Origin of the sequence: Microcoleus sp. C2D2, from assembly GCF_036702495.1 — a bacterium.
In the GTDB taxonomy this organism is placed as follows: Bacteria; Cyanobacteriota; Cyanobacteriia; order Cyanobacteriales; family Microcoleaceae; genus Microcoleus.
This window is the reverse complement of the sequence record NZ_JAUBTO010000217.1, coordinates 1-9,898: the sequence shown is the minus strand read 5'-3', so window position 1 is coordinate 9,898 and position 9,898 is coordinate 1. Positions and strand designations below refer to the sequence as shown.

Genomic DNA, 9,898 nt, shown 5'->3' with positions numbered 1-9,898 from the left:
GATATGGTGAATCCTATCTTAGTCTTTTTGTAAAGCCGTCCTAAAAGGACGGGGTTTCAACCCATTTCTCTGATGAATCTTTGATTGATAGTCAACCGCAGATGTCAGGCAGATAAACACGGATAAACGCAGATAATTTCCCCAGAGGCGATCGAATGCTGGCAATTGGAGTCTACTGTGTTGAATTCTCAAGGCGTAAGCTGCTGTCACGCTGAAGGTGTAATAGGTGGCAAGTCAGAATTATTTTTAGCCCGATCTATTGCCTCTCGGTGTTCGCTCCTCAGCTTCGGTTTTAAATATAAGTTCTCAATCAAAGCTGCCACTCCCGCAAACCAAGGCGGTACAATTACTGCTCCGATAATTCCCAATACTTGAACGCCTCCCAAGACAGACAGCAATTGATATAAAGGATGCACCCCAACTGATGAACCAACCAGCAAGGGATCGAGGACGTAGGTTTCCAAATTCTGGATGATTACAAATAACAGCAATACCCACACAAATAGCCAACCGCCTTTAGCAAAGGCTACGATTAATGCTGGTACTGCTCCCAAAACTGGCCCGATGAAGGGAATCAAGTTGGTAACACCGGCGATCGCACCCAAGCCTAAAGCAAATTCCGGCATTCCCAAAATGCTCAAACCTGTGGTAATAAATATCCCTAAAATGCCCGAAACTAACACTCGCCCGCGAATATAACTCCCCATTCTTTGACCGATTGGCGTCGCTTGTGCGGCTAATTTTGCATCCCAAGGTTTCGGGAAAAACTGCACCAAACTTTTAATTAATGTGTCGCTGTCGGCAACCATGTAACCGGAAATAAATAAGGCTAAAACTAGGCTGAAGAAACCGCCTAGAATGCCTCTCGTTAAACTGTACGATCGCAAAACCAGTTGTTGGCTCGATCGAATCAGCCAATTAGTCAGCGATTGAGTGTCCACCAACTGACCCACCAAGGTTGGGGCATCGTCGCTCAACCGACTCAATACATTAGTTGCCACAGTTCGCAAACTTTCGACATAAACTGGTAACTGCCGCAGCAGTAACTCTATTTGTTCGATTACCGTGGGGCCGATTAACACTACCGTCCCGGTAAATCCGCCGATGAGAGTTAAATAAACCATAATCACCGCCAGCCAGCGGGGAACCCGCATCGTTTGCGCCCAATTAACGATCGGGACGATCGAAGCAGCCAGCACGACTGATATCATCAGAATTACTAGCAGGCTGCGCAATTGCCACAGCAGCACTAGCAGCAAGGACGATCCTACAATCAGCAGCAAGTTAGGTAAAGAAATAGTTATCCGTTGTTCTGACATGATTAAGTAATCAAGGTTTGTATTTGCGCTTATGTCCTCCCGCCGGGCGGGTTTATTTATATTCTCAGTTGCCAAATATATTTCGGGTAAAACCCGCCCCTACTTATATTATAATAAAAAGTAACATCGGCACCAAAAAATAATATGCAACCGTCCTATTCAACCCAAGATTTATCCACGATTTCGTCTATAAAATCACCAACGCTGTTTTACGAATGGCAAAATTATCGCTGTGCTTATGATGTTTATAACCCAACTATTGGGACAGAAGAGAGCATCCCTTTGTTATTAATCCATCCGATAGGCGTGGGTTTGTCAAGAGTTTTTTGGCAGAGATTTTGTGAGAGTTGGTACAAAGCAGGGAACAGTAATCCGATTTACAATCCCGACTTTTTGGGCTGCGGCGATTGCGAAATGCCTGCTGTGGCTTGCTATCCTGACGATTGGGCTGCACAGTTGCAGTATTTCTTGGAAACTGTAGTGCAAAAACCTGCGATCGTACTCGTGCAAGGTGCTTTACTGTCTGCAGCCTTGGCTTTAGCAAAAATGCAGCAGGAAAGCGGCTCAAATTTAATTGGTGGCTTAGTTCTCGCCGGGCCTCCCGCTTGGGCTGTCATGAACAAACATTCGACAAAAAGACAGCAAAGAATTGTCTGGAATTTGTTAGATTCTCCCTTGGGAAACGCTTTTTATCGCTACGCCAGACGCGCTGAATTTTTGCGATCTTTTTCTGTGAAACAACTGTTTGGTGATGCTGCTAAAGTTGACAGCGAATGGTTGGATGCTTTGCAGGCTGGGGCGGCAAATCCTGACAGCCGTCACGCGGTTTTCTCGTTTTTAGCGGGGTTTTGGCGCCAGGATTATAGTAGCACGATTCAAAAGTTCGATCGGCCCGCACTCGTTGTGATGGGAGAAAAAGCCTCAAGCATCAGTCAAGCGGGTAAGGAAGAGAAACCGGATGAAAGATTAGCGCAATATTTGGCTAACTTTCCCAATGCGGAAGGTTTATTGATACCGGGGCGGAATGTTTTGCCCTACGAATCAACGGCAGAATTTGTCGCGGCTGTTGCGGAGTTTGTCAATGGGAGTTTTTAACCGCAGATATTAGCAGATGAACACAGATGAACGCGGATGGAATTTCATCTGCGTTCATCCGCGTTCATCTGCGGTTAAAAAACTCTAAATTTCAACTGCGGAATGTTTTGCCCTACGAATCAACGGCAGAATTTGTGGCGGCTGTTGCGGAGTTTGTCAATGGGAGTTTTTAACCGCAGATATCAGCAGATGAACACAGATGAACGCGGATGGAATTTTATCTGCGTTCATCCGCGTTTATCTGCGGTTAAAAAACTCTAAATTTCAACTGCGGTGCCAAATTGTTGTACCATCTTTTTGATCGATCAGAGTAATGCCCCGATCCTTGAGTTCGTTGCGAATGCGATCGCCCTCGGCGAAATTCTTAGCTTTTCGGGCATCTTTCCGCTGCTGAATCATCGCGTCAATTTCCCCATCACTCAAACCGCCAGCCGCATCATTGCTATCACTTTCCGGCTCAACTTCTAAACCCAAAACCTCCGCCAAAGTTACCAAAGTTACCCATTTTTGCTGCAACAATTCCGGCGAAATTTCTGTTTTGCCTTGATGTACTAAAACATTGCCTTCCTTGCCCAATTCCTTGGCTAATTCAAACAGCACAGTCAAAGCAGCGGGAGTATTTAAATCATTATCCATAGCTGCTTGAAATTGCTGGACTAATATGTTATCTTCTCCAGTCAGTTTATCAATTTTCTCAACCTCCCAACCCAGTTTAGAGCCGTGTTGACTGCCAAAAAGTAAGCCTTCCTTAAGAGTGTGCCAGCCATTTTTAGCGGAGGCGATCGCCTCTTCGGTAAAATCAATTTGACTGCGGTACTGCGCCATGAACACAAACAGCCTCACCGCCATCGGTTCTACCGCTTTTGACTTCTGGCTTCCTTCCTTATTACTCCCCTCCTTACCAAGCGGCGGCTGGGGGGGGTGAGATTCATTCTTACTCCCCTCCTTACCAAGGGGGGGCTGGGGGGGGTGAGATTCCAAATCACCCGACCAATTCCCATCCAACAAATCGCGAATTGTAATAAAATTGTGCAAAGATTTCGACATCTTTTTGCCGTTGACAGTCACAAAAGCATTGTGCATCCAATAATTAGCAAGTGACTTGCCAGTCGCGGCTTCAGATTGAGCAATTTCGTTTTCGTGGTGCGGAAAAGTTAAATCGGAACCGCCGCAGTGAATGTCAATTGTTTCGCCCAAGCAATCGCGCACCATCGCCGAACATTCGATGTGCCATCCGGGGCGACCTTTTCCCCAAGATGAATCCCAAGCAGGTTCTCCCGGTTTAGCACTTTTCCACAGGGCAAAATCAGAGGAATCTTGCTTTTTTTGAGCTTCTATTTCTGCGGTTTCCAATCTACCGCTAGCCCCGGCCTGCATTTCTTCCAACTTGCGGCCGGAAAGTTTTCCGTAATCGGCAAACTGCCTCACGTTGTAGTAAACGTCGCCGCTGGAAGCATAGGCATAACCTTTATTTTCTAATTCGTGAATCAGCCGTTTAATGCCGTCCATTGTATGGGTGGCGCGGGGATATTCATCGGCCCTGAGAATATTCAGCTTGTCCATATCTACGAAATATTCATGGATGAAGCGTTCCGCCACGGCTTCCATTGTGGAATTCGTTTCGCGGGCGCGATCGAGAATTTTGTCGTCAATATCTGTAAAATTCTGCACGTAGCGGACATCGTATCCCCGCCACATCAGATAGCGCCGCACCATGTCCCAAACTATGTAAGCGCGCGCATGGCCGACGTGGCAGTAGTCGTACACCGTAACGCCACAGCAATACATCCGCACTTTTGGGGGTTCGAGGGGTTCAAAAGGTGATTCGCGACGGGTCAAGCTGTTGTAAAGCGTTAGGGGCATGGGATTTGAGATTTGGGATTGACGTACTGCTTTAATTTATTATATTGCTGTTGGTGAATCTTTCGGTGTCACTACCAAACATCTGTTAAATCTAAGACAAATCCCGGTAACACATCTTCCCCTGACAAAGTGCTGGGATTATTTAATATTTCCACATCCTGATTTTGTCTGTATATTTCGACTTTCTTATTTTTGCGATCGATTAACCACCCCAAACTTGCTCGATTTGCCATGTATTCCCGCATTTTTTCCCGCAATGGTTCCAGGTTGTCAGACTTAGAACGCAATTCTACAACGAAGTCTGGACAGAGGGGAGCGAAACCTTGTTGTTGTTTGGGTGTGAGAGTTTGCCACCGTTCTAATTTAACCCAGGAGGCATCTGGGGAGCGATCGGCACCATTGGGCAGTTGAAAACCGCTAGAAGAGTCAAATGCTATTCCCAGCTTGGTTTGGCGATTCCACTGCCAGAGTTGTCCTGAAATATCTAGGTTTCGATTGCCTGTTTCGCTTCCAGTGGGCGGCATCACGATTAATTCTCCTGTAGCAGTTCTCTCTAGCCTTAAGTCACGGTTGACGGCAGCAATTTGCTGGAACTGTTCGTGAGTTACTTTGAAGGTTTGAGGAAGGGTAATGGTGTTGTTGAGCATACTGTGCAGTCTCGCGCATAGGCTATTACCTATTGTACAGAACCGAATACAGCAAATTCAATAATCTGCCAAGGCCGATCAAACTCAATAATAGCTTTTTGTGAAACTCCCCATCGTTTTTAAACAATAGTTTTTACCCTATTTGCCGAAAAATATATAGTCAGTTCTTCCAATTTCTCTATTTAGTTTACTCTTAAAGCGTACCAAAATAAAATGTATCAGTAGCCGGATCGACAGCATAACGAATCCTTTCCAAAAAACCGATTTGACCGATAAAACAAGGAAAATCTCCCCAGTATTCCTCAACATCAGGAATAAAAGCTGTAGCATCCACTGTTAAATCCTCTCCCTCATCAGCAGGTAAAGTTATGTTCAAGCGAATAATACTCCCTTCTAGCCGCATTCCTCTTACTAACATTGTTTTTCTCTCTAGCGGCTCTACTCTATCTAAACCAGCTTGTTTGGCAACTTTTGGTGAGATTATTGGGTAGGGCGCACCAGTATCAAGAACGGCTTCTGTGATACTATCTTCGACATAAACAACAATGATGATTCGATTTGTTGTATCGCTGGTAATGGCGGGACGATAAGCGTAATTAATCGCTCCGATAGCAAAATACTCTCCATCTGGAAATAGCAGTAAACTCATTAATGAATGACCGTTAACAATGTACCCTGTGTCTTTTCTAGCTGTACAACCAATTCATCAAAAGATTTGGCTGTCGCTAATAATTCACCCGCTTTTACTGCTACCCAGTTACCGCGATATTTTTGCCAGTTTTTTCTCATCCACTGGCGACTGGCTTGAATATTTTTACGCTTTTCTGGATCGCTTGGACTAACGGTAACTTTTGACGGAGCGAGAATGTAAGCATACCGATAAATTTCTCGATTATCCGGGTAATGACGCGCCGCTTCTATGGAAATCTCCTGGGCAGTTTGCCAATCGCCAATATCTAAAGCTGCATCCATTTCTCGGATAAAACATTCGGCTGTTTTGTTGTTGATATTTGTTGCCATATTAGTTGATAGCTAAGGGCTATTTGCGGTAAGTAAATTTTCTGCTGAAAGTCTTGCAGTTTGTCATATTCCCAAAGACATATAAGGCTTACGCATCAAGACCCAGAAACCGGGTTTTTTACGAAAATACTTCGTTAGAGCATCGCAGATTCGGTAAAAACCCGGTTATTAAGGTCGGAGTACATCCAGGACTGACATATCTATTCTAAACGATCGCCCCCACCCTCCAAACCCATCAAAAGCCCCTATCGCCATATGTCATCAAATCCTGACATTCGCGACCGCACCGATCCCCCAAATCTCGCAAATGTCAAGATTCCCTGACATATTGATCCCCAAAATCACGAAAATGCGTATAAGTACCCATGATTGAGGCAAAAGACCCCTTGACCCGATCGCAACTTGTCTGCAACATTAAGTCATGACAAAGCGATCCCAAAGAAATGCTTGGATTAAGCTAAGCAGCTCTGGGAGTCGAATAGCGCGTGTGCTGCCAGCACAGCGTTGCTAGCAGCACCGATCGCACTCACAAAATCGATCTTGTGAATCAAGAATCGACAGAAAAGTTTTATTTAGATCGGACGGTGCGCGCAGAAGCCAAGAAGTCAAAACCCCCGATCGCATTGGGGAAAAGACAAGCTAAAAACAAGCAAGGCTTCAAAGGTTGGAGAGATTTGGAAGCTCGATAATATTGGCCTTTAAAAGAGTTTCTAACTCAAAAAGTCAACACATTTGTGTTGAGAGGAAAAATCTAACCCGCCATCCCAAATTAGTGGAGAACAAACTCATGGCAAAAGAACGCCCACCATTAGAAGAGATGACTTTGCGACAACTCCGCAGAGTTGCTAGCGAATGTGGAGTCTCTCGCTACAGCCGGATGCGGAAATCGCAACTCCTGGCATCAATTCAAGAAATTCAGCGCACCAAATTTTCATACAGTCCATCTCGCAAACTAGAGGCACAAGAAGCAGTGGAAGCAGCAAAGTTTGAACTCGGTCAAGAAGATAGAACAGGTGGTTCTCTGTCGTCTGTAGATGAAGGTTTAGCAGATTTGCCCAACGGCTACGGCGAAAGCCGGGTTGTTTTAATGCCCCGCGACCCAGAATGGGCCTACACTTACTGGGATATTCCCAACGATCGCAAAGAAGAATTGCGTCGCCAAGGAGGACAGCAACTAGCCCTGCGGATCTACGACGTTACAGATGTTAACCTCGAAATTCAAAGCCCGCACAGCATTCAAGAATATCCCTGCGACGAACTGGCGCGGGAATGGTACGTGCCAATCCCCGTTAGCGATCGGGACTACGCGATCGACATCGGCTACCGCTGCGCAGACGGCCGCTGGTTGATATTAGCTCGATCGGCCCAAGTCCGCGTTCCTCCCGTCTATCCCAGCGACTGGATTGAAGATCAATTCATCACCCTCGACTGGGAAGAAGACTTGTCTGGAAAAACCTTCGCCGAACTGGTTCCTCCGGCCAAGAAAATTGCACAAGCAGTCAATGGCGCTGGTTTTAGCAGCAACAACGCCATCTACGAACAAATCTTCGGCATGGCAGAATCTGCCGAAGCCATGCGCGTAGCGGGTTCTATCTTCGGTTCCATGCAGCACGTCGCCGGTTCTGTCCAGCAAGTCGGCATCCACGAACAAGCTATCAGTTCCTACGTGTTCCCCTCCGGCGTCGGAATGTGGGCGGCAAGCGCCATGTCCGGCCTCACTATGTCGGGTGTCGGTATGTCCGGCCTCACCGCGTCGGGTGTCGGTATGTCCGGCCTCACCATGTCGGGTGTCGGTATGTCCGGCTTCACCATGTCGGGTGTCGGTATGTCCGGCCTCACCATGTCGGGTGTCGGTATGTCGGGTGTCGGTATGTCGGGAGTTGGCTTCGCCGCCCCGATGCGCCCCCGCCAGTTCTGGTTAGTTGCTGACGCCGAACTGATCGTCTACGGCGCCACCGAGCCCGACGCCACCGTCTACGTAGGCGGACAGCCGATTAAACTCAATGCTGACGGCACTTTCCGCTTCCAGATGTCTTTCCAAGACGGCTTAATCGACTATCCGATTTTTGCAGTAGCAGCAGACGGCGAACAAAACCGCGCCATCCACATGAAATTCGAGCGCGAAACCCCAGAACGGCACACCAATACCAAGGAAGATGCTGTTGTGGAATGGTTGGGCTAATCGCTCGCGGTCGATCGCTACTAGGGCGATCGTGCAGGTTTGTGCCAATTTGTTAACCATCACAAGGTATAGCCTCAGCAGATCGTGATTTGTTAATCTTAATTCCAGACAACAACCCATAACACCCCCTATACACCGTTCTCCTGTTTTGAGGAGCGGTGTTTTTTGTATTTAGGACTTACTCATAAACCGAGTTTTTATAGCAAAATAGCTCGTGGATCCCAGGAGCAACAAAAGTTATACCAATTCTAAAAAGTAGGGATAAATATAGATATAGCAACCGCCAAGGTGCTTAGGAGGCGAAGCGTAATATCAAATCCGTTAGCATCGGAATAGTAAATTCGAGTTCACTGTTGACGGTTGACTGTTCACGGCGTCAACAGTCAACAGTCAACAGTCAACAGTCAACATCATTCCGGTGTAACCGGAAATGATATAAGACATCTTCAATGGCCAGAACGCAAACAATCAAACTGAGGAGAGTTTTTTGCGGATTCGACTTTTTAACCAATACCAATATTTCTCAATCTTGTTAAGGTAGGCGAGAATATGGTGGTAATTACAGCAGCGTACACCCCGCATTTTGAATCAGTTGCGAGGGGGGTGCCCGCCTTGCCAGGCTTTACATTCCTTTACCTAGCGATGCTTATTTATCAAAAATTTGGGTTTAAAACCCTGTCCTTCTAGGACGGCTTTAATTTCTTAAAACTTCTTTCAAAAAGTCCAGTAAGTTCCTATATTTGTGATTGACTATAAAAGTCTAGGTTGAATTCGCAATACCCTCGTGAAACAGTTAAGACACACTTTTAGGTATAAACCGGGGGACGCAGAGCAGCGAAAACTCTTTAAACAGCTAGAGGTTGAATTAAACCTTAAACCAGTTAAAACAAACTATTCTTTTAGGATTGTTAAGTAGGGTAGGGCATACCCAAACTCGCTTGTAAATATCCTAGTACGCTTTGGGAGATAGACCCGCGCTTGGTGGCTGCTTGCTCAGGCTCGTTAATTGGTAGTTTTCTACGGTTAAAAGGTCTGAATATTGCCTTTCATGACGCAACACTTAAAGGTTAGTCGCTGAATTAAGAATCCTCGCACCTTGATAGTCGGGGAGTGTCAAATCCGCCTACTTATGACCGCACCAGTTCCCAAAAATAGCGAACATTTCCAAGGCATTGTGTTGATGATTGTGGCGAGCCTAATCTGGCCCTCGATGCCTGTGGCGATCGCAGAAGTCATCAGTACCGTTTCGCCATTTGTGCAAATAGCAAGTCGCTTCACTATCGGAGCAGTAGTCTTTGCGCCGTTCGCTCGCAACCTGAACAGAGAGTTGGTACGTGACGGCGCAATCCTCGGACTGTTAATGTTTGCTGCCTTTGTTACCCAGACAATGGCACTTGAGACGATCGCCGCCAACCAAGCCTCATTTACCTTGGGACTGGTAGTAATCTTGATAACACTGTTCGAGGTAGTATTCTACCGTCGCCTATCGCTGATAGCTATCCTAGCTGCTGCGTTCTCCTTCACTGGCATCGGGATCGTGAGTTGACAGAACGGGCCCCCTCCGATAGGCGCAGTTTGGATGCTTATTTGTGCCTTACTTATCGCCGCTATCGTCATTCTGCTTGAGAAAATCGCACCGCGCCATCCACTTCTACCACTCACCGTCATTCAGCTCTGGGTCATAGCAACACTAAGGAATGAGAATTAAATAACTTCCACAAGTTTGTGGGATGGGCGTCCCGCCCGGCCAAAAAGGGCGGGCGGGGCGCCCC

Annotated in this window: 10 protein-coding genes; 5 read left to right on the top strand and 5 right to left on the bottom strand. The window is 46.6% G+C overall.

Annotated features, from left to right (window positions below):
- Positions 1-206: 206 nt before the first annotated feature.
- Entirely contained in the window at positions 207-1,319 is a 1,113-nt protein-coding gene (locus tag QUB61_RS35640; protein ID WP_333135580.1) for an AI-2E family transporter, read from the bottom strand.
- Between the two features lie 144 nt (positions 1,320-1,463).
- On the opposite strand from QUB61_RS35640, the gene QUB61_RS35635 reads away from it, so the two are divergent.
- Together QUB61_RS35635 and QUB61_RS35630 are read left to right on the top strand one after the other, a co-directional pair.
- Positions 1,464-2,414: an alpha/beta hydrolase gene (locus QUB61_RS35635; protein ID WP_333135582.1), complete on the top strand. Its 951-nt coding sequence runs from the start codon at positions 1,464-1,466 to the stop codon at positions 2,412-2,414.
- A gap of 26 nt (positions 2,415-2,440) precedes the next feature.
- Entirely contained in the window at positions 2,441-2,587 is a 147-nt protein-coding gene (locus QUB61_RS35630) for a hypothetical protein (RefSeq protein ID WP_333135584.1), read from the top strand.
- A gap of 91 nt (positions 2,588-2,678) precedes the next feature.
- Here the strand turns inward: QUB61_RS35630 and cysS are convergent, their stop codons facing one another.
- From cysS to QUB61_RS35610, 4 genes are all read right to left on the bottom strand, one after another.
- The gene (gene cysS / locus QUB61_RS35625; protein ID WP_333135586.1) at positions 2,679-4,277 is read right to left on the bottom strand and encodes a cysteine--tRNA ligase; all 1,599 of its coding nucleotides are present in this window, start codon (positions 4,275-4,277) and stop codon (positions 2,679-2,681) included.
- A 71-nt stretch (positions 4,278-4,348) separates the two neighbouring features.
- A complete protein-coding gene (locus tag QUB61_RS35620) occupies positions 4,349-4,924 on the bottom strand; it encodes a Uma2 family endonuclease (RefSeq protein ID WP_333135588.1) in 576 nt (191 codons plus the stop codon).
- Between the two features lie 193 nt (positions 4,925-5,117).
- Positions 5,118-5,573: a hypothetical protein gene (locus QUB61_RS35615; RefSeq protein ID WP_333135590.1), complete on the bottom strand. Its 456-nt coding sequence runs from the start codon at positions 5,571-5,573 to the stop codon at positions 5,118-5,120.
- The gene (locus QUB61_RS35610; protein WP_333135592.1) at positions 5,573-5,944 is read right to left on the bottom strand and encodes a hypothetical protein; all 372 of its coding nucleotides are present in this window, start codon (positions 5,942-5,944) and stop codon (positions 5,573-5,575) included. The genes QUB61_RS35615 and QUB61_RS35610 overlap by 1 nt, the downstream gene beginning before the upstream one ends.
- A gap of 485 nt (positions 5,945-6,429) precedes the next feature.
- On the opposite strand from QUB61_RS35610, the gene QUB61_RS35605 reads away from it, so the two are divergent.
- From QUB61_RS35605 to QUB61_RS35595, 3 genes are all read left to right on the top strand, one after another.
- Positions 6,430-6,633, top strand: a complete 204-nt coding sequence (locus tag QUB61_RS35605; RefSeq protein WP_333135594.1) for a hypothetical protein — start codon at positions 6,430-6,432, stop codon at positions 6,631-6,633.
- A 98-nt stretch (positions 6,634-6,731) separates the two neighbouring features.
- Complete coding sequence (locus QUB61_RS35600) at positions 6,732-8,126, top strand: DUF4912 domain-containing protein (RefSeq protein ID WP_333135595.1); 1,395 nt, start codon at positions 6,732-6,734, stop codon at positions 8,124-8,126.
- Between the two features lie 1,129 nt (positions 8,127-9,255).
- The gene (locus tag QUB61_RS35595) at positions 9,256-9,672 is read left to right on the top strand and encodes an EamA family transporter (protein WP_333135597.1); all 417 of its coding nucleotides are present in this window, start codon (positions 9,256-9,258) and stop codon (positions 9,670-9,672) included.
- Positions 9,673-9,898 lie beyond the last annotated feature (226 nt).